Genomic DNA, 18,431 nt, shown 5'->3' with positions numbered 1-18,431 from the left:
ACGACGCATAGATACAGGTCAACATAAAAAAGAATCCGACGGGAGAACCATGCTCCCGTATGCCATCCCAATGGATTACGCCATCCGGTTATTCCCGTAAACAGAATTCCGCTTCCTGTCACAAAAGGACACATCAAGTGGGGGGACAAAAGCAGCTCGCTCCCAACTCTGCATAATTACAGTTTTTCCTTTTCTTCCGTGCGGCAGCGTGTACCGCCATGCCCGTGTCTGTCCGGCCTGTTCCCGTCTTTTCCCTTTCCTTTTTCGTCCCTTGTTTTTTTCTTCTTTTCCTGCCGTTTTCCCACGCATTTTCACTCCGTTTTCTCCGGCTTGCGGTGTAATGTGATGACACATGGTGTAATGTATATCCTAACGCATTGCAAATCAATTATTTATCAATTTTTCTCCTATATATTTGCACTGACAACATGAGTTATCAACACTAAAAATCAAATGTTATGGCAAAGAAAAATGCAAGGGAAGAACCCGCGAAACCGCAGGTCACCGAAAATGAGCAGATGAGTGACATCGTGTTCATCCTCGACAAGATGGAACTGATTCTTGAAGCGGTATCTCAAATCGGAAAGGACGGAAAATTCAACACGGTAGCCGCCGACAAGAAGAACCGGAACTCCTTCCTGAAAATTGACCGTTATGCCGACGCCTTCGAGAACTTCATCAAGAACTTCTGGAGCCAGCTGAAAGACCCGACGCGCTTCGGAATCCTCTCCGTCAAGGAAGACAGGCTGGACGACCCTGCCGTACAGCAGGCCATCGAGGACATCGCCGCAGGAAAAAAGACAAAAGCCGTGGAGGAATTTCTCAAGCAGTACGAGATTGTTCCGCGCAACAAGGAAAACCAAAGTATCAACCAACAAAATCAAGAAGAAATGGCAAAGAAAAATGAAACCCGGCAGCAGGCTGCCGCAGCTGACAGCCAGCCGCAGACCCAGTCCCCCCAGTACCGTTACAACGAGTCCATGATCAACTGGGAACAGCTAAAGAATTTCGGAATCTCCCGCGAATACCTCCAGGAGCGCGGACTGCTCGAACAGATGCTCCGTGGCTACAAGACCAACCAGGTCGTGCCCATCAGCATGAACTTCGGCTCTGCCGTACTGAGAACGGACGCACGTCTGTCCTTCCAGCAGTCCATGGCGGGCGAAGTGGTACTCGGCATCCACGGTATCCGACAGAAACCCGACCTCGACCGACCGTATTTCGGACATATCTTCTCCGACGAGGACAAGCGAAACCTGCTCGAAACGGGCAATATGGGGCGTGTCGTGGAGCTGAAAGGACGCAACGGGGAGTATATCCCATCCTTCATCAGCATCGACAAGCTGACCAACGAGGTGGTCGCCATGAAAGCGGAGAACGCCATCATACCGAGGGAAATCAAAGGCGTGGAACTGACCGAACAGGAACAGAACGACCTGCGTGAAGGCAAGAAGGTCTATGTCGAGGGCATGATCGCCAAGTCCGGCAACGAGTTCAACGCCTTCATCCAAGTGAATGCCGAACGCAGGGGCGTAGAGTTCATCTTCGAGAACGACAAGCTCTTCAACCGCCAGACACTCGGGGGCGTGGAACTGACACAGAAACAGATTGAGGACCTGAACGCCGGGAAAGCCATCTTCGTGGAGGGCATGCAGCGCAAGGACGGCGAGGTGTTCTCCTCCTACGTGAAGTTGGACGAGGCGACAGGCCGTCCGTCATACACCCGCTACAACCCGGACTCCCCGGAGGGCGCACGTGAAATCTATATCCCCAACGAAATCAACGGGGTGAAGATTACGGCGGAGGAACAGCAGCAGCTCCGTGAAGGCAAGGTGATTTTCCTCAACGACATGGTGAACCGCAAGGGAGAGGAATTCTCCTCCTTCATCAAGGCCGACCTGGAGACGGGACGGCTGAGCTACTCCCGCACGCCGGACGGCTTCGAGCAGCGCGAGGATTTCAAGATTCCTACCAAAGTGTGGGACGTGGAGCTGACCAGAAAGCAGCGTGCGGACCTGCAAAGCGGAAAGGCCGTGCTGGTGGAAGGCATCAAGGGATATGACGGGAAGACCATCTCGCAGTACGTCAAGGCGAACTTCAACCAGGGGCGTCTGGACTTCTACAACGAGAATCCTGACCGCAAGCGTGACGCCTCGCAGCGCAACGTGGTGGCCAACAACCAGCGACAGGAACAGGGCAACCGCAAGTCAAAGGGTGCAAGCATTGCCTGATGGCAGGCAACCGAAAATGAATGTTGAATCAAAAAAGAAAGAAATATGAAAAAGGAAAACGGAAACGACATGCCTTTCAAGGCTGATGAAGTGAACTGGGACGAACTCTCCGGTATCGGTATCATGAAGGACGAGCTGGAACTCTCCGGCGAGATGGACACCCTCCTCAGGGGAGAGAAAACAAAAGTGATGTCCCTGAGCCTCGTACTCCTCGGCGTGGACGTGGTGATGGACGCCACCCTCCAGTTGGTCCGCAAGGGCGAGGCGCCGCTGCTGGAAATCCAGGGAGTGACACCGCTGGGCAGATAACCTGAGGGCAATTATTAAGTAAACCGATGTCTTACCGCCGTTTCCTGTCTTCCGCACGGAAAACGGGAAACGGCTTAATTTTTATCCTAACAATATGATAGCAATCATCGCAGAAAAGCCGAGTGTAGGCTTGGACATAGCCCGTGTAGTCGGGGCTGATACAAGAAATGACGGCTACTGTTCCGGCAACGGATATATGGTAACATGGGCACTGGGACACCTCGTGTCGCTGGCCATGCCGGACACTTACGGTTACACGAAAACAGCGGCGGAGGACCTGCCGATGCTGCCCGAACCGTTCCGCCTGGTCTCCCGACAGGTGCGCACGGACAGGGGAATGGTCACGGACATCGCCGCCTCGAAACAGCTGAAAGTCATAGAAAGCGTGTTCAACCGCTGTGACAGCATCATCGTGGCTACCGATGCCGGTCGCGAAGGGGAACTTATCTTCCGCTGGATATACGACTTTCTGGGCTGCACGAAACCGTTCCGCCGCCTGTGGATCTCCTCGCTGACCGACGAGGCCATACGGAAAGGTCTGGAGGAACTGAAGGACGGCTCGGAATACGACAGCCTGTATGCCGCCGCCGACAGCCGCGCGAAGGCGGACTGGCTGGTGGGTATGAACGCCAGCCGGGCCCTGGCCATCGTCTCAGGCTCGTCCAACAACTCCATCGGACGGGTACAGACGCCGACGCTCGCCATGATATGCAGCCGTTACAGGGAGAAGCGGAGTTTTGTCTCCACACCGTACTGGCAGTTGCACGTCACCCTGAAGAACGGGGATTCGCACCGCCGCTTCTTCCACACGGCGAACTTCAGTGACCGGCAGGAGGCTGAGACGGCCTACCGCCATATCTCTTCCGATTCCCGTGCGACAGTCACGAAGGTGGAACGCAGGAGAACCCTGCAACAGCCGCCGCTGCTCTACGACCTGACGGCACTCCAGAAGGACTGCAACGTGCACCTCGACCTGCCCGCGGCAAAGACACTGGACATCGCCCAGTCGCTCTACGAGAAGAAGCTCATTTCCTACCCGAGAACGGGAAGCCGCTACATCCCGCACGACGTGATGGCCTGTGTGCCCGGTCTGCTGGAAAGGATTATGGCCATGCCCGGATTCGCCACAAGTGCCGGAATCCTTGACTTTGCGCGTCTCAACACCCGCAGCGTGGACGACAGGAAAGTGACGGACCACCATGCCCTCATCACGACCGGTATTGCTCCAGAAGGGCTTTCGGAGGCGGAGACCGCCGTCTATACGCTGATAGCCGGACGTATGCTGGAGGCGTTCGCACCATGCTGCGAGAAGGAAATGCTGCTCATGGAGTGCCGTCTGGAGGGGATGGACTTCCGCTCGAAGGGTTCTACCGTGGTCAGCCCGGGATGGCGCGGCATCTTTGGCCGGAAAGAGGACCGGGAGGATGACGAGCCGGAAACCGACGAGGGTACGGCCGTATTTGCCGAAGGGGACACGGTTCCGGTTTCAGGATTCGGACTGGCCCAGAAGAAGACCGTGCCCAGACCGCTCTATACCGAAGCCACGCTGCTGGCGGCCATGGAGACCTGCGGCAGGGAGATAGCCGACGAACAGGCACGCGAGGCCGTGAAGGAGCTGGGCATCGGCACGCCCGCCACAAGAGCCGCCATCATCACCACACTGTTCAAGCGTGACTATATCGCCCGCTCCGGCAAGAGCATCGTCCCCACGGAAAAGGGACTCCATATCTACGATGCGGTGAAGGACATGCTCGTGGCGGATGTTTCCCTGACAGGAAGCTGGGAGAAGACCCTGCTCCAGATAGAGCGGCACACGCTCGGACCGGACACGTTCATGGCATCCATCACGGACTACACCCGCAAGGCTACCCGTGAAATCCTGAACCTCAGCCTTCCGGCGGCAGCCGCCCGTACGTTCACCTGTCCCAAATGCAAGACCGGACACATCATCGTCAGGGAGAAGAGTGCCCGCTGTGACAATAAAGGGTGCGGACTGACCGTGTACCGCAGATTCCTGAACAAGGAACTGACGGACCAGCATCTGGAACAGCTTTTCTCCTCCGGCTCCACACGGCTCATCAAGGGATTCAAGGGAAAGAAGGGCGTGGCTTTCGACGCTTCGGTCACCTTTGACGCCGGATTTACCCTGACACTCTCGTTCCCCAAAAACGGGAACGGCAGGAAAAGGAAATGATGAAGCCATCCCGATTCGCGGGGCAAAGGTCGCAGCCCGCCCGTTTCCACCGGCAAGGTCGGGCCTGACGGTTTCTGGGAAAAATCATCCTCGCCCGAGGCTCCGGTATTTTTCCCGAAAACCTTGCCTGTGGAGGCGGACTGCAAGAAAGCCCCTGAAACCGGGAATGGCATTCCCGCCAAACACATGAAGATTATGAAAACAAAAGAACGTATCAGAAAGATAGCGGACAGCAGATGGGCAAGGACACTCGCGCTGGCCGTAACAGCAGCCATCATATTCAGCTGGCTCTATTCCCACGGTATATCGCCTGTATGGACCGCCGTGGCCATCATCTGTTTCAGGGGACTCTTCAGGTTCCTCTACCGTATAGCCTGTTTTCTCGTGGCACTGGCCATCATTCTGTGCATACTGAGTTTTCTGGTCTTCTGAAATCTGACGATATGGAACATGCACGGAATTTATCATTGCAGCATAAGGGAGCTGTCCGGGAGCGGGCGGCTCTTTTTGTATCCGTCACAACCGGAAATGACACGGGAAGAAAAGGGAAAGGACTAAAAACACAGACATTGGCAAACCGAGAACTACAGGGCAAAGTTGGCAAACGCTTCTTGTCGGACGGCAAGGTCAGGCCGCAAGCGGTTTCGGAAAAAATCATCCTCGCTGCGCTCCGGTATTTTTCCCGAAAACCCTGCCTTTCCAGAAGCATTTGCCGTTGGGCCCTTGTAGTTCAACGGGCTGCCAAAGCCCGGGTATTCACAGTTAAAAATTAAAGAATATGCAACAAGCGATCATCACAAGACAGTCACCAGCTCCGATAGGGATGCCCGTGACAAGAAGACCGAAAGTACACGTCCCGCAACCGGCAATCAAGCTGCCACCAAGGGGAACCACAGGTCCCGTTCACATCTCAAAGCTGCTGAACCCCGTTCTGGAAATTTGCAGACATCCGGACAGGAACAGGCTGCTGGCAGAATTCTTCAGCGAATATTGAAACACATCGTCTAATCATTTAATATCTGAAATTATGTTTTTTACAGCAATCCACCAGATGATGACGGAAAGCGTGGACCTCACGATCGTCATCCGCAAGACAAACGGACAACTGACCGTTTCCACATTGCCCAAATCGAACGGACTCAAGGACGAGGCCCAGAACCACATCGTGCCGCTGACTGTCACGGGCACACCGCAGGAACTTGATACGGGATTCCTGCAGGCAGTCACAAGACCTATACAGAAAACGTGCGGACTGATCTCCAACATGGCACAGTTCGAGGCACAGGCGGACAAGGCCGCCGCCAGCAGCAAGGCTGCCAAGGAAGCGAAATCCAAGGAGACGAAGGAAGAACGCGAGAAACGGGAGAAGTATGAGAAACTGATGAAGAAGGCGGAAGAACTGACAGCGGCCAGAAACCACCGGGAAGCCGTCAGTGTGCTTACACAGGCGAAAGCACACGCGAATGCCGCCCAGTTGAAGGAAATCGAGGAGAAGATAAAGGCGGCCGACACGGAAATGAACCGGGGAAGCCTCTTCGACCTGATGGAACAGGAAGCACAGCCGGAACCTTCGGTACAGCAGCAACAGCCACACTCCCAGCAGCCGGCATACACGCAGGCACCGGAACAGAGAAATCCGCAACCGCAACGTCCGCAACAGCCGGCACCGCAGCAGACATACACGCGGAGACCGTCACAGCCGATGCCGGGACAGGCTCAGCCCGCGCCGCAGAGACCACAACAGGCATACACGCAGCATCCGCAACAACCGGGAATATGGCCGTCGCAACAACAGCCGCCACAGCCGCAGGCAAGACCGCAGATACAGCCGCACGCGCAATACGTACAGCGGACAGGCGGACAGCAGCCTTCCCAACCTCAATATCCGCCGCAGCCTGAAATACAGGACTGGCAGGAAGAACGGTTCATGCAGGAGGACGAACAGCAACCGTACCTCTCCGATCAGGAACACCCCGCATACAGTGAGAAGGACTACGAGGAATACATCGATTTCCCGCAGTCCATGCTGGAACCCAAGTATTCACCTTATCAGACAGTTTAAGACATGGCACTCGAAATCAAAGGAATGACACGCTCATTCAAATTCAAGAAAGGAACGGAGTATATAACCCTTCATGACCCGGATCCGAACATCTCGCCGGACATGGTCATGAGCTACTATTCGAACATGTACCCGGAACTGACGACGGCTACCGTTCACGGACCGGTCATCAGGGAGGACATGACAGAATATGAGTTCAAGACAACTATCGGAACAAAAGGATAAAGGATATGGCAAAGGACAACAGAAAAAAGAAGAAATCATGTGTACCATTGGACGGATATCAGGCGGAACAGCTCGCGAGACTTATCATTGCGGAAACAGAAAGGAAGGTGCATTACGGCACGGAAAGAAAGAAACGGATTGCGGCACCCAGCGGTGCCGTAATTCTTTTCTGAACGCTACGTTCTTGCCGATATCCCCATCGGAACTGTTCACGGACGGTACTGACGGGAAGCCGCACAATCTTATCACGCAGGAAAACTATGAGTACCTGCGTGATTCCTTTTTCAGATATGCACTCCTCATGAAGAAGGAGGCGGTACATACACCGGGACGAACGCCCGGCGAAAGCATTGCCAGACTGCACGAAGAGATGTGTAACCTTGTAGGCAATGACATGAATGTCAACATTGAGCAGGACGAAGAAAGACTCCTGTTCCGTCTCTGGAAATGTCATGAATGGGGAGAACTCACGTTGTATTACTTCCCGACGAAGTTCATGGAAAGGCTCGGACCGGAACTGAGACGCATATCCGTCACCTTCATCCACAACCTGATGCAGGCGAACGGGATAAACACTGTACTGGACGAGGATGACATGGACTATGCCCTGACACTGATGTCTGAGGATGATTCGGGTGAAACGGCATCTGACCGGAAAAAGAGGCGGCGGCTCCTGCACTCCTATGAGGAAGGCAGGATACATGCCCTGTTACGCCGGGTGGAACGCAAATCCTATTACAAGAATCTGCCGAAGGCAATCGACCGATATAAGCCGAAGGACGGGTACGAACAGTCACTGCTCTCTGTCATGAAGGAGGGACTGGAGTTCCTTACACCTGAACACGGCATCATGGAATACGGCTACGATCCCTTCTACGAGGAAGAACCGGACTTTCTGCCCATGTATCTCAGCAAGCAGATCCGGGTCATCTATGACTGCACCGACATGATAACGGAATATCTCACCGACTATTACAACTCCTACAGCCAGGAGACATACGACATTATTCCGGTCACCACCTGTGACCTGTCTCCGGAAACGGAGGAACTGTTCCGCATGGACGACTATCCGGAACGCTTCTTCAAATGGGCGGAAAAATTCATCAACATCACAGTATAAACCAATCTGAAAGCATATGATAGACAGCAACGAACTGACCAGAAAAATCAAGACGCCGCTCAACCCCAGGGCGGCACTGATTGCCTATGCCTCGGAGAATGACAGGAACTTTTTCCTTGAAATCCGTGAAATTGACGACCGGGGAAACATGACGGAAGGAAGACCAGTAACCCTGGAATTCATGAACACGCTCGTGAAGGGATACTCGGAAAGACACAGCACCACTCCATACGGAAAGATACCCTCTAATCTGCTGTATTGCGACCCGCGCAAGGGCAGCGAGAGATACGTGTGGTACAATCCTCCGCACAAGAGGATGATGTTCTTCAGCCCCGTGCTCAAAATAGAAAACGCGGAATATTACCTGCCGGGAGTAATCTACGAGGCCGGAGAACACGGAATGAGAATCTATGCCTACAAGGAAAATGTTCCCAGACCGGATACCGTGCTGTATGCCGCTCCATTCTTCAACGTGACAGGTTCCAGCGTATGTTTGGGAAACGCCAGGATAGATCTGCCGAAGGACCTGACCTATGAGAAGCTGCTGCAGTACTGGGAAAGGAAATTCTGGCTGACGGAATTCACCCACCTGGGAGGGAACGGGAACCCGACAAGGTCAAACCTCGTGCTGGTGACAAAGGCGGCACGGGACAGGGACTTCAACCTCGACGAACTGAAGCAACTGAACAACATGAAACTTAAAGACATACTGAAATGAAAAGAGTACATTACATCGACAACTATCTCATAAACCCGCAGCATCCGGTAACGGTAAACCTTATCGGAGCGGGAGGAACAGGCTCGCAGGTACTTACCTGCCTGGCCAGACTTGACACGGCACTGAGGGGACTCGGACACCCCGGGCTGTTTATAACCGTGTATGATTCCGACATCGTGACGGAGGCCAACATCGGGCGACAGCTCTTCAGCCCCTCGGACATCGGCCTGAACAAGGCACAGTGTCTTGTCACACGCATGAACAACTTCTTCGGCAACGACTGGAAGGCGGTACCGGACATCTATCCGGCAGCCCTGAAGGACGCCAGACGGGATAATCTGGCCAACATAACGATCACCTGCACGGACAACATAAAGTCACGTATCGACCTGTGGAACATACTGAAAGCCGTGCCGGTATCGGAATACAGAAGCCACGAGACGCCCCTGTACTGGATGGACTTCGGGAATACACAGGACACGGGACAGGTCGTCCTCGGAACCGTACCGAAAAAAATCAGGCAGCCGGAATCCAAGCTGTACGAAACGGTGGAGTCACTGAAAGTGATTACCCGCTACGTGAAATACGCGAAAGTAAAGGAGAAAGACTCGGAACCGAGCTGCTCACTGGCAGAGGCCCTGGAAAAGCAGGACCTGTTCATCAACTCCACATTGGCACAGCTCGGCTGCAACATCCTGTGGAAGATGTTCCGCAACGGCATGATCGAGCATTACGGGCTGTACCTGAACCTTTCTACCTTGAAAATGAATCCGATACCTGTCTGAACGCGGCTTTATGACCTATAACATGTTAAAACTTGTTTGAAATCAAGACAAACATATATTAACTTCATTGCAGTTAGGAACAAATGTATATATTTGTATTTTGGAATATTATACAATAGGACAGCGTATTGTCTTGCCGGAACTTCCATAATTCAGGCAAACGAAAACAGGGCCATCCACATTTCCACACGGGACTATAACAGGGGGCCTTATTTTTTCCTGCATCGGAAAATACGGAGAAACAGAAATATGGACTGACTGTAAAAAAAGAATATGGACAAGATATTGGATACCCGAACCAGAGAATTTTCTGCCGACAGCTGCCGGCAGAAGGGCGAATCATGCGGGCAAACCGTCGCCCGCCAAGGTTATAAAAGGCCGGAGTGCATTCTGTGTACGACTGGATAGCGCATCGGGGTGACATCCAAATTACTCACGTCCCGGAAGACTGCGCCCCCACAACCTTCCGGGATTTTTTTATCATAAGGCGTATGAGGAAGCTAAGTGGAATTTCATTGCAGACAAAAATCATAGCTGGTTATCTGATATTGCTGGCAGTCATCGGAAGCATGATTGCCATACTGCTTCATGAGCGCAAAAAAATGCATGACATAGCAAACGGAACCGCAGAAATACGTGAGATCCGGAATGAAGTCAACGCCATACGCCGCCACATTGTCGGAATCGCATTGCTGGGGGAATCCGCCATCGGATGGGACAGCGAGGACTTCTCAGCATACCAGAACAGGCGCCTGCACATAGACAGCCTGCTGGAACGGATGAAAGACAACGGCCTGGATCTGGTAAGCCACGAACAGATAGACACATTGCGACGACTGTTGGAAGAGAAGGAAAGCCGCCTGTATCATCTTACAACGGTTTTTCAGGAGCAGAGGACATCAGACAGCCTGCTTTACAACCATCTCCCCGAGGTCATCGACAAGAGTACCCGTACACGCACAGTCACCCGCCGGAAAAACGGCATAGCAGGTTTCTTTGGCAAGAAGGAAACCGTACAGGTGCCGGCTTCCACGACAGAACTGCGGCAGCTCAACCGCCAGTTGATAACCATGCAGGAAGAGCATGACAGACATATCGGACTCTATATTGACAGCCTGCGTTTGCAAAACCTGAAACTGAACAAAAGACTGAACTCCTTCATCACCGCCCTTGACGAACAGGTCCAGGCCGCTTTCCAAAACCGGGAAACAAGGATTGCGGAGGCAAAGGCACTTTCATTCAAGCTGTTTGCGGCCACCATCATCGTTGCCATTGTCCTGCTGATCATATCCCATCTTGTCATACAGAGGGACATACGGCGCAAGGAACATGACCGCAGCAGACTGGTGGATACGCTCAAACAGAACCGGGAACTGTCCGAAATGAGAAAGCGTATCATCGTAACGCTTTCCCATGACATAAGGGGACCATTGAACGCCATCTGCGGCAGTGCGGAATTGGCCATTGACACCAGGGAAAGAAAACGCCGCAACACTTACCTTGACAACATCATCAAGTCCTCACGCCATATCACAAGGCTTGCCAACAGCCTGCTTGACCTCTCCAGACTGGACGAAGCGAAGGAATCACTGAACAGGATACCTTTCAACCTGAAAGCCTTCGTCGACGACATTAACGAGGAATACACCTGTGCGGCCAATGACAAGGGGCTGGTCTTCAAAACGGAAGCAGAAGGCACCGACATAGTGGTATACGGAGATGCGGACCGTATCCGTCAGGTGGCGGACAACCTGCTGACTAACGCTATCAAGTTCACCCGCAACGGAACAGTCTGTTTCCGGGTAAGCCACAAGGACGTGGTAATGACCATGGAGGTGGAGGACTCGGGCATCGGCATGGACAAGGAAACGATAGAACGCATATTCAGACCGTTTGAACGGGCGGCGCCAGACATTTCGCCGGAAGGCTTCGGGCTCGGCCTTCCGATAACCAAGGGACTTGTGAACCTGCTCGGCGGCAGTATTTCCGTATCGAGCCATGTCGGGGAAGGCAGTCTGTTCCACACGGAAATCCCCCTCGCCATTTCCACTGAACCGGTAAAGAACCATGTCATGCCGACCGTGAAAAGGCTCAGCCTTCCAAAGCGTATCATCCTTGTGGACGACGATCCGATACAACTGCGCATCGTCATGGAGATGCTGGAGCGCAACGGTGTATCATGCCGTACCTGCATCGGGGCGAAGGACGTGGTGGGCGAACTGCGGAAAGAACCCTACGACTTACTGCTGACAGACATCCAGATGCACGGGACCAGCGGTTTTGACTTGCTATATCTCCTGCGTCATTCCAATATCGGAAATTCACGCACCATTCCGGTTGCCGCCATGACTGCCCGCAACGACGTGGACGAAAGCCGCTATACTGAAGCCGGCTTTTCCGGCTGCATACAGAAACCATTCTCCATGAACGAGCTGCAGGCTTTCCTTTCCTCCATAATGGAAAGGTCGGGCCAGCGGCAAGAACAGAAGGCGGATTTCAATGCCTTAGCCGCAGAGACGGGGGATATGGAATGGATGCTCAATGCTTTCATTGAGGAATCGATCGACAACAGGACGGAACTGAAAAAAGCCCTTGAAAGCATGAAAACGGACACGGAGCGGATGAAAAACACCCTGCACCGCATGTATCCCACCTGGGAACAGCTGGGAGTGGCCTGTGAACTGGAAACATACAGCAGAATCCTACATGACGATACTTCCGATGATCTGACCATCAGTACATATACAGAGACGGTCATCGGAAGAATAGACCGGCTGGTAGGCGATGCGAAGAACCTGCTTTCGGAAATCAGAAAACTTGACTTAAAGAACTATACGGATGAAACACAGAATACTCATAGTTGAAGACAATATCCTGCTGGCCGGACAACAAAAGAAATGGTTTGAGAAATCCGGCTATGAAGCAGTGACGACGATAGACGAACCCGGTGCAAGGCGGCTTCTGAAAAAGGAGCCTTTCGATCTTGTCCTTTCCGATGTCCGTCTTCCGCAGGGGGACGGCATATCGCTGCTCGAATGGATGCAGAGAGAACGGATAGACGTTCCCTTCATCATCATGACCGGATATGCCTCCGTGTCGGATGCCGTCCGTGCCATTAAGATGGGGGCAAAAGACTATCTGGCCAAGCCTGTTCAGATGGATGAACTGCAAAGTCTGATAAAGAACATCCTGCATCCTCGCTCAGTCATATACGGAAAGGACAAGGGCATCCTTCCCAGGAACAGCCGACAGATGAAAGAAGTGGAAAATCTAGCTCGTACGGTCGCTCCATTTGACATTTCCGTACTGATTCTTGGTCCGAACGGTGCAGGCAAGGAATCCGTAGCGCAACGTATCCATTATTCCAGCGAGCGCAGGGAAAAGCCGTTCCTGGCAGTAAACTGCGGGGTCATTCCCAAAGAGCTTGCGCCCTCGCTCTTTTTCGGGCATGTGAAGGGGACGTTTACGGGGGCGGACACAAACCGTGAAGGCTTCTTTGAAACGGCCCGTGGCGGGACCCTGTTCCTTGACGAAGTAGGAACATTGTCCATGGAGGTACAAAGCATGCTCCTGCGTACCTTGCAGGAAGGCAGCTATATCCCTATAGGCAGCAACCGGGAGAAACACTCCGACGTAAGGATAGTGGCGGCAACCAACGAGGACCTTCAGCTGGCCATCAGGGAGAGACGCTTCCGGGAAGACCTCTACCACCGTCTGGGGGAATTTGAAATCGTCCTGCCGGCCCTGCATGAATGCCCGGAGGACATACTTCCGCTTGCCGAACATTTCAGGGAAAAGTTCTCCAGGGAACTCAAACGGCAGACCGACGGATTCAGCCGTGAGGCAGAGCAACAGCTGCTCTCATACGGCTGGCCGGGAAATGTACGGGAATTGCAGAACAAGATCAAACGAGCCGTCCTGCTGTCCAAACAGCCGATAATCGAAACGGCTTGTTTGAACATAAGAATCGAGGATGAGAAAGAGAAAATCTTCCTTTTTCCGGAAAATGAGACACAGGAAAAACAGTCCATCATCAGGGCCTTGAAAATATGCACGGGCAACCGGAAACGGACGGCGGAGATGCTGCACATTGATCCTTCTACGTTGTACAGAAAAATGAAGAAATACGGACTGAACGACAAATAAAGGCAATATAGACCGGAGAAGTTTTCCAGTCTGGAATAAAATGCCTACATTTGCATAAGTCTGGCAAAATATGGAACACATACTGCCAGCAGGAACATAAGAAAATACCGGCAGGGCTGACAGCCTCGCCGGATATTATACATAAGTCGCAAGACGTCTCGGATGGGAATCTGACAAATTCAAAAATACAGAGGCTTTTGCGTGCAGCTTATGCTATGCCTAATAGCGTGAGCTCATGCAAATTTCTGTATTGGGCTTTGTCAGAGCCTCCATCCGAAATAGCGTGAGCCTCACGCTTTTCATTTGGAGTATCAAGGTATGGCAAAGTTACAGGTTCTGATAGCAATGACATTGAACGGTTTCGTCCCCGCACGGAACGATTCCCTGCTGCAATGGATACAAAACAGCGATGACGGTTTCCCCTACTGGCGGGGCCGGTCCACCCGCATGTTGTATCCGGGCTATCCGCTAGTCGACCTCATCTGTGACAAGGAACAGTCTGCACCCTCTGACATATATCTGGCTGAAATCTATGACGACAGCGGCGCAGAACTGCTGCGGGGACTGTCCCTGTACCGCCTGATAGATGAGATGGTCATTTTTCTTCTTCCGGTAATCAGTTCCGAAACGGTTCCCGTATCAAAACATATCTCCACGGACAAATGGGAACTGGTCAGGACAAAAACGTTCAGAAACGGGATCTGCCGCCTTACTTATCGCAAAACATTGCAATAAAAGATTGCACGCTCTTGCATTTGCAATATTTCCATCAGTCTCGTTTTTATGGGGCTGATTTTTTATTTCTCTATTATTCAGCGACTTGCCATGTTTTTATGTGGCAATATGCTCCATTGGTCCATGTTTTGGCCTATATCATAATGAAACCTGTTGCGCAACACGGTGTAATTAACGGATTTATTGCACTAAAAAACAGAATTCATTATGATACAGATAGACAGGGAGACATTCCAGATGATGCTCCACCAGATAATGGAACGGTTTGACAGGATAGATGACAGACTGAACCGCATGAACAGACAGACGGCCGCCCTTGAGGGTGACAAGCTGCTTGACAACCAGGATATGTGCGAACTCCTTGGTGTTACCAAGCGTACCCTTGCACGCTACCGCCAGAAGAAGCTCGTCACGTACTACATGATTGACGGACGTACCTATTACAAAGCTTCGGAAGTCCAGGACTTCCTGAACAAAAAGGGAAAGGTGCTGCCGACGAAAATAAAAAAGGAACTCGGTCTTCAATCCTAATAAAATGACGGTATGGAAATTATATGTATGGAAAAACAGACCTTTGACGAATTGGTTGTCCGCCTCAGCCTGATTGAGAAAAAAGTCATTGGTATATGTAGTCAGACTAAAGACGCGGGACTGAAAAAATGGATGGACAATCAGGAGGTATACGGGATTCTCCGAATATCCAAGAGAACACTTCAGGTATATCGCGAGAAAGGACTATTGCCTTTCACCCGGATCAAGAACAAGTTCTTCTACAAACCGGAAGATGTACAAAGCCTGTTGGAATCAAGTTATCACCCACAAAAAAGAAAGCCATGAGTTACGATCTTATAAACAGAAAAGACCAGCGGATTGATACTATTTTCAAAGGGCTGGAAAACATGGAGCGCATGATAGACGCAATACGGACGGCTCCAAGGCCCGCATTTCACGGTGATTATTTCCTCACGGACGAGGAACTTTCAAAGCTGTTGAAAGTAAGCCGGCGTACCTTGCAGGAATACCGGACCCTCGGTGTGATACCTTACTATCTTGTGCAGGGAAAAGCCCTTTACAAAGAGTCAGACATACAAAAAGTTCTTGATGACGCTTATAAAAGATGTAGGGAAGAACAGCGATGGGTATGAAGCAAAAGTAAAAGAAACGGCCTCTTTACAAGGTCGTTTCTTTGTTGTCGGACAATTGGTATCCGAATCTCCTTCTTCGTTTCCTGACAATAACATCTTCTTCATACAGACCAGGAATCCGATCCATTCCGGCTGCTTTCAGCCGTTTCATGTCCTCGTCAACTTTCCTGTCAGTCACTTTGGCATAAAGCTGCGTGGTCTCAATACGCATGTGCCCCATCATTTTGCCGACTGTCTCGATTGGAACACCCAATGAAAGGGTTATATGGGTTCCGAAATTGTGTCGTGCTTTATGAAATGTAAGTTCAAATCCGTAAACTTCACCCAACTGGTGGGCGAGCATAATGAAATACGTACGACTATACAGATTGAAGACCTTGTCATCCTTTCTCTGTTCCCGATATTTTTCTATTATCTTCAACGGAATATCCAGCAATCGGACAGAAGACAGTGTTCCTGTTTTCTGGCGATGGATATGGATCCACCATGAACCGTCTTCAGATTGGGTAATATCATTTACCCTCAATTTTTTCAAATCCGTATAGGCAAGTCCGGTAAAAGTGGAGAAGATGAACATATCCCTTACAAACTGAAGCTGTGGCTTCTCGACAGGTGTTGTAAGCAGCGTCTTCAGATCTTCCAGCTTCAGATGACGACTTTTCCGTTTGGGCAGTTCAGGATGAAGGCGACAATACGGATCACGGCGGATTGTTCCCTGGCTGACAGCCCGCATGGTCATCTTCTTCAGCCTGTAAAGATGTTCATGCACGCTCTTCGGGCTTAAATTCCTGTCCGTCCTGAGAAAAAGTTCAAAGTCATCGTAGAACACACGGTCAAGACTACGTAGCAGTACATCCTCTACGCCGCGTTTTTCCTGCACGAAAGCCGAAAGGTGCTTATATGAACGTAAGTAGGAATCATAACTCTCCTTTATACGATCCACACCGATACGTTTCTTAAACTCCTCGTTATGCTCTCTGAAAAGAGCCAGCAGAGTTAGCGGTTTCTGACCGACTCCCATCACGGCATTCTTTACCTGCTCTGCCGTAATAAATCCCAGACTGTTCTTAATCCGCCTGTAATGCTCCTTGATTTCTTTGGTCAGATCATCAATAGCCCGGTTGACGGTAATGGCATTCTCACTGCGGCCGTCAGCCCGTCCTTTTTCAGGATTCCAGATGGCCGGATTGACGGATACTTTCGTTCCTATCTGTTCCCATTTGGCATCTATGCTTATCTTGCACAGCAACTGGCACGTTCCATCCTTACGGACTTTGGTGCGGTTTATATAAAACAGTATCGCAAATGTACTGCGACGTTTGATTTCCATATTGTCAGTATTTCTTTTCATAATCCTATTTTTTGCCATTATCAAATAACTACAGAAAACCGCTCAGCAATTATTTTATCCAATGCTTTCGTATCTGTATCTATCTTATTGTCTGTCACCTTTGCGTAATGCTGTGTGGTCTCAATACGACTGTGCCCCAACATCTTGCTGACCGTTTCAAGCGGTACGCCATGGGAAAGTGTAATTTCTGTCGCATAGGTATGACGGGCTGCATGGAAGACCAGCTTACGTCCTATACCGCAAATTTCGGCGATGCGTTTCAGATAACGATTCAATGAACTGTTGGAATACATGGGGAGAAGCTTTCCTTCAGGAGCCATATCGCGGTATTTTTCAATAATATGGAACGGCAGTTCCATAAGCGGTATTTCAAAATCTACACCGGTTTTCTTGCGAGAACTCCTGATCCACCAGGTACCATCTTCCGCGAGAGAAAGGTTTTCATTTGTCAGCAGACACATGTCGCTATAGGGAATACCCGTATAACAGGAAAACAGGAACATATCTCTCACATGATAAAGAATCTGATCATGGAGAGGTGTTGTCATAATCCTATTCAATTCTTCGGAGGTGAGATATTTCTGTTCCGGTTTCGGATGTACCGGTTCATATCCGACAAACGGGAATACTGTTATTATACCGTCAGCAATAGCTTCTCCGACAATTGTTTTCAGTTGGACGGTAAGATTGACTATTGTGCCTGAAGCCAGACAACATTCCGTACGTAGATACAAGTCATATTTTTCAATGAAGGAACGGTCCAATGCGGCAAAAGGGATATCTGACAGCTTATATTGCATCTGTAAAAAACGTACCAGATGATTGTAGGAATTACGGTAAGCCCTCAATGTCTTTTCCGTACGATTGATCCCAACACGTTTTTCGAAATTTCTAATGAAAAGTCTGAAATAGCTTAATAGGGTTTCCTGTTCCGAAGCCATACCCAAAAGTTGATGCTTTACATCCTCTGCTGTTACATCCTCACGGATTGCAGATTGTTCCGCATAGATGCCGAGCGCGGCAGCACGTATTTCATCCAGTCTGTTGTTTATGTCTCTTGCCGCAACACTTTTTCCACACGCCCGTCCGGATGACCACAATGACTGTGGCACACGAAACTTGACACTGAATGCTGTTTCAGAGTGCTTGCCGACAATAAGCCGTGCCATCACGGGACAGTTTCCCCTGGCATCCGCCTCGCTCTTTTTAAGGTAGAACGAAACCTTTACATCTGTCTGATTCATAATCTGTTCCATTGTTTGCAAAATTAACAGAGACAGAGTTAATCATCGGCATGTAAAATATCGTCAGACATCGACAAAGCTATCACCATTGACTTCCGGAACCTATATTTTTCATATCTCAAAAAAAATAAGTACCTTCGCTAAGCCAAAATGATGAAACTGCGTT

Annotated in this window: 21 protein-coding genes; 18 read left to right on the top strand and 3 right to left on the bottom strand. The window is 50.9% G+C overall.

Going from position 1 to position 18,431, the window contains the following annotated elements; genetic code table 11:
- Positions 1–75 precede the first annotated feature (75 nt).
- Positions 76–354 carry a hypothetical protein gene (locus C1721_RS16285; RefSeq protein ID WP_234347309.1) on the bottom strand — a complete coding sequence of 93 codons (279 nt, stop codon included), beginning with the start codon at positions 352–354 and terminating at the stop codon, positions 76–78.
- 104 nt (positions 355–458) lie between these two features.
- Between C1721_RS16285 and C1721_RS04760 the strand changes: the two genes are divergently transcribed.
- The 18 genes from C1721_RS04760 to C1721_RS04680 all read left to right on the top strand — a co-directional run bounded on the left by C1721_RS04760 (position 459) and on the right by C1721_RS04680 (position 15,670).
- Positions 459–2,231: a DUF3945 domain-containing protein gene (locus C1721_RS04760; RefSeq protein ID WP_102407375.1), complete on the top strand. Its 1,773-nt coding sequence runs from the start codon at positions 459–461 to the stop codon at positions 2,229–2,231.
- A gap of 45 nt (positions 2,232–2,276) precedes the next feature.
- A complete protein-coding gene (locus tag C1721_RS04755) occupies positions 2,277–2,540 on the top strand; it encodes a DUF4099 domain-containing protein (RefSeq protein ID WP_057252920.1) in 264 nt (87 codons plus the stop codon).
- 94 nt (positions 2,541–2,634) lie between these two features.
- Positions 2,635–4,734 (top strand): type IA DNA topoisomerase, encoded by a 2,100-nt coding sequence (locus C1721_RS04750; RefSeq protein WP_102407374.1) that lies wholly within the window; start codon positions 2,635–2,637, stop codon positions 4,732–4,734.
- Positions 4,735–4,929: 195 nt separating this feature from the next.
- Entirely contained in the window at positions 4,930–5,166 is a 237-nt protein-coding gene (locus C1721_RS04745) for a hypothetical protein (protein WP_032944600.1), read from the top strand.
- Between the two features lie 11 nt (positions 5,167–5,177).
- Positions 5,178–5,507 (top strand): hypothetical protein, encoded by a 330-nt coding sequence (locus C1721_RS16280; protein WP_234347308.1) that lies wholly within the window; start codon positions 5,178–5,180, stop codon positions 5,505–5,507.
- Between the two features lie 5 nt (positions 5,508–5,512).
- A complete protein-coding gene (locus C1721_RS16275) occupies positions 5,513–5,728 on the top strand; it encodes a hypothetical protein (RefSeq protein ID WP_057252928.1) in 216 nt (71 codons plus the stop codon).
- 33 nt (positions 5,729–5,761) lie between these two features.
- Positions 5,762–6,796: a PRTRC system protein E gene (locus tag C1721_RS04730; protein WP_087208449.1), complete on the top strand. Its 1,035-nt coding sequence runs from the start codon at positions 5,762–5,764 to the stop codon at positions 6,794–6,796.
- A 3-nt stretch (positions 6,797–6,799) separates the two neighbouring features.
- The gene (locus tag C1721_RS04725) at positions 6,800–7,021 is read left to right on the top strand and encodes a PRTRC system protein C (RefSeq protein ID WP_032944520.1); all 222 of its coding nucleotides are present in this window, start codon (positions 6,800–6,802) and stop codon (positions 7,019–7,021) included.
- A 5-nt stretch (positions 7,022–7,026) separates the two neighbouring features.
- The gene (locus C1721_RS16270; RefSeq protein WP_234347307.1) at positions 7,027–7,194 is read left to right on the top strand and encodes a hypothetical protein; all 168 of its coding nucleotides are present in this window, start codon (positions 7,027–7,029) and stop codon (positions 7,192–7,194) included.
- 11 nt (positions 7,195–7,205) lie between these two features.
- On the top strand, positions 7,206–8,141 hold the full coding sequence (locus tag C1721_RS04720) for a hypothetical protein (protein ID WP_234347304.1): 936 nt from the start codon (positions 7,206–7,208) through the stop codon (positions 8,139–8,141).
- 16 nt (positions 8,142–8,157) lie between these two features.
- A complete protein-coding gene (locus C1721_RS04715) occupies positions 8,158–8,859 on the top strand; it encodes a prokaryotic E2 ligase family D protein (RefSeq protein ID WP_102407373.1) in 702 nt (233 codons plus the stop codon).
- Positions 8,856–9,644 (top strand): PRTRC system ThiF family protein, encoded by a 789-nt coding sequence (locus tag C1721_RS04710; RefSeq protein ID WP_102407372.1) that lies wholly within the window; start codon positions 8,856–8,858, stop codon positions 9,642–9,644. Before C1721_RS04715 ends, C1721_RS04710 begins: the two co-directional genes overlap by 4 nt.
- Before the next feature lie 491 nt (positions 9,645–10,135).
- The gene (locus C1721_RS04705) at positions 10,136–12,508 is read left to right on the top strand and encodes an ATP-binding response regulator (protein ID WP_070101145.1); all 2,373 of its coding nucleotides are present in this window, start codon (positions 10,136–10,138) and stop codon (positions 12,506–12,508) included.
- Positions 12,483–13,790: a sigma-54-dependent transcriptional regulator gene (locus C1721_RS04700; RefSeq protein WP_032944527.1), complete on the top strand. Its 1,308-nt coding sequence runs from the start codon at positions 12,483–12,485 to the stop codon at positions 13,788–13,790. Before C1721_RS04705 ends, C1721_RS04700 begins: the two co-directional genes overlap by 26 nt.
- A 318-nt stretch (positions 13,791–14,108) precedes the next feature.
- Positions 14,109–14,525: a dihydrofolate reductase family protein gene (locus C1721_RS04695; protein ID WP_032949291.1), complete on the top strand. Its 417-nt coding sequence runs from the start codon at positions 14,109–14,111 to the stop codon at positions 14,523–14,525.
- Positions 14,526–14,732: 207 nt separating this feature from the next.
- Complete coding sequence (locus tag C1721_RS04690; RefSeq protein ID WP_102407371.1) at positions 14,733–15,056, top strand: helix-turn-helix domain-containing protein; 324 nt, start codon at positions 14,733–14,735, stop codon at positions 15,054–15,056.
- A gap of 12 nt (positions 15,057–15,068) precedes the next feature.
- A complete protein-coding gene (locus tag C1721_RS04685) occupies positions 15,069–15,362 on the top strand; it encodes a helix-turn-helix domain-containing protein (RefSeq protein ID WP_102407370.1) in 294 nt (97 codons plus the stop codon).
- Positions 15,359–15,670 (top strand): helix-turn-helix domain-containing protein, encoded by a 312-nt coding sequence (locus C1721_RS04680; RefSeq protein WP_022161963.1) that lies wholly within the window; start codon positions 15,359–15,361, stop codon positions 15,668–15,670. The genes C1721_RS04685 and C1721_RS04680 overlap by 4 nt, the downstream gene beginning before the upstream one ends.
- Positions 15,671–15,695: 25 nt before the next feature.
- On the opposite strand, the gene C1721_RS04675 is transcribed toward C1721_RS04680, so the two are convergent.
- Positions 15,696–17,021, bottom strand: a complete 1,326-nt coding sequence (locus C1721_RS04675; protein WP_022161962.1) for a site-specific integrase — start codon at positions 17,019–17,021, stop codon at positions 15,696–15,698.
- 20 nt (positions 17,022–17,041) lie between these two features.
- Positions 17,042–18,265, bottom strand: coding sequence for a site-specific integrase (locus tag C1721_RS04670; RefSeq protein ID WP_032944613.1), 1,224 nt, complete (start codon positions 18,263–18,265; stop codon positions 17,042–17,044).
- Positions 18,266–18,431: the final 166 nt, after the last annotated feature.

Origin of the sequence: Parabacteroides bouchesdurhonensis (assembly GCF_900186615.1) — a bacterium.
Classification (GTDB): Bacteria; Bacteroidota; Bacteroidia; order Bacteroidales; family Tannerellaceae; genus Parabacteroides; species Parabacteroides bouchesdurhonensis.
The sequence above is the reverse complement of the archived record's forward strand: the minus strand, read 5'-3'. Positions and strand labels throughout refer to the sequence as shown.